1 protein-coding gene and 1 pseudogene are annotated in these 912 nt (G+C 40.5%); both read left to right on the top strand.

What is annotated here, in order from left to right; all coding sequences use genetic code 11:
- Positions 1–101: pseudogene (locus HKD24_RS15115) on the top strand (IS5-like element ISMex42 family transposase); the annotation flags it as partial.
- An 82-nt stretch (positions 102–183) separates the two neighbouring features.
- Positions 184–576 (top strand): hypothetical protein, encoded by a 393-nt coding sequence (locus HKD24_RS15110; RefSeq protein WP_194260966.1) that lies wholly within the window; start codon positions 184–186, stop codon positions 574–576.
- Positions 577–912: the final 336 nt, after the last annotated feature.

Genomic DNA, 912 nt, shown 5'->3' with positions numbered 1-912 from the left:
TCAAGGAGTGGCGCGCTGTCGCAACCAGATACGAAAAAACAGCAACGTCGTTCCTCGCGGTCATCCACATCGCTGCCGCAGCAGACTGGATCAAGCCCTAACAGGCCCTAGAGAAAACTCACACAGATAGAGCGAGTATCATCAGATAATCGCTCTATATTACACTATTTACGGAATTTTTTTGTGAGCAAAATAGTATTGAAAATATCTTTTACAATTTTAGTCTTATTTTTTCTCGTAGTAATTTTTATTAAAAGCCATCAGAAAAGTCCGACAGTGGACGAGGTTCATGACTACTTAGTAAACTATATTTATAAACCTATTCCTGCTTCCAACGTAGAAACCGGCCTGCATCGCCTGAGGCGCATTGAAATGTTAGAAATGCGTCAGGGCTTAAATCCGACCTTCGAGATAACTGAACTTTCTTGTCAAAAAAAAGGAATTGTAGAAATAAAATATATTTGTCACCTGTCGGTAAAAATTAAGTATAAGGCAAGCGATATAAAATCCACCCTAGAGATACATAGGGATGATCTAGGATACATATCTGGAGAAGAAATTATAGGAAATCAGTAATTCAAATATTTTTATGACAAAAATTCATAATATTTATTTTTAATACGCCTAAAATACCTACGCAAAAAGTGCTGCAAGCATTTCGATTTTTATCGTCATTCGCTTCGGGAGTCCAAAAAACTATATGACCGGATAGGGAGGTGTAGTGGTTATGCATTTCCAACATCCGGAATAGCTGCTTACGCCTACATCTCGGACGTAGAGGTGCTACAGAGGTGGTCCCCATTTTTCGGACAGGTGTCTAAGCTATAATCCGACCTGAGAGAGGACGGGTTTTATGGGCAAGGTTACGCGCAAGAGGTATGCGGCGGAGTTCAAATCACGGGTTGCCCTGGA

Origin of the sequence: Gluconobacter vitians (genome assembly GCF_015244565.1) — a bacterium.
Classification (GTDB): Bacteria; Pseudomonadota; Alphaproteobacteria; order Acetobacterales; family Acetobacteraceae; genus Gluconobacter; species Gluconobacter vitians.
Note: the sequence above shows the minus strand (reverse complement) of the source record. Positions and strands in the feature narration are given on the sequence as shown.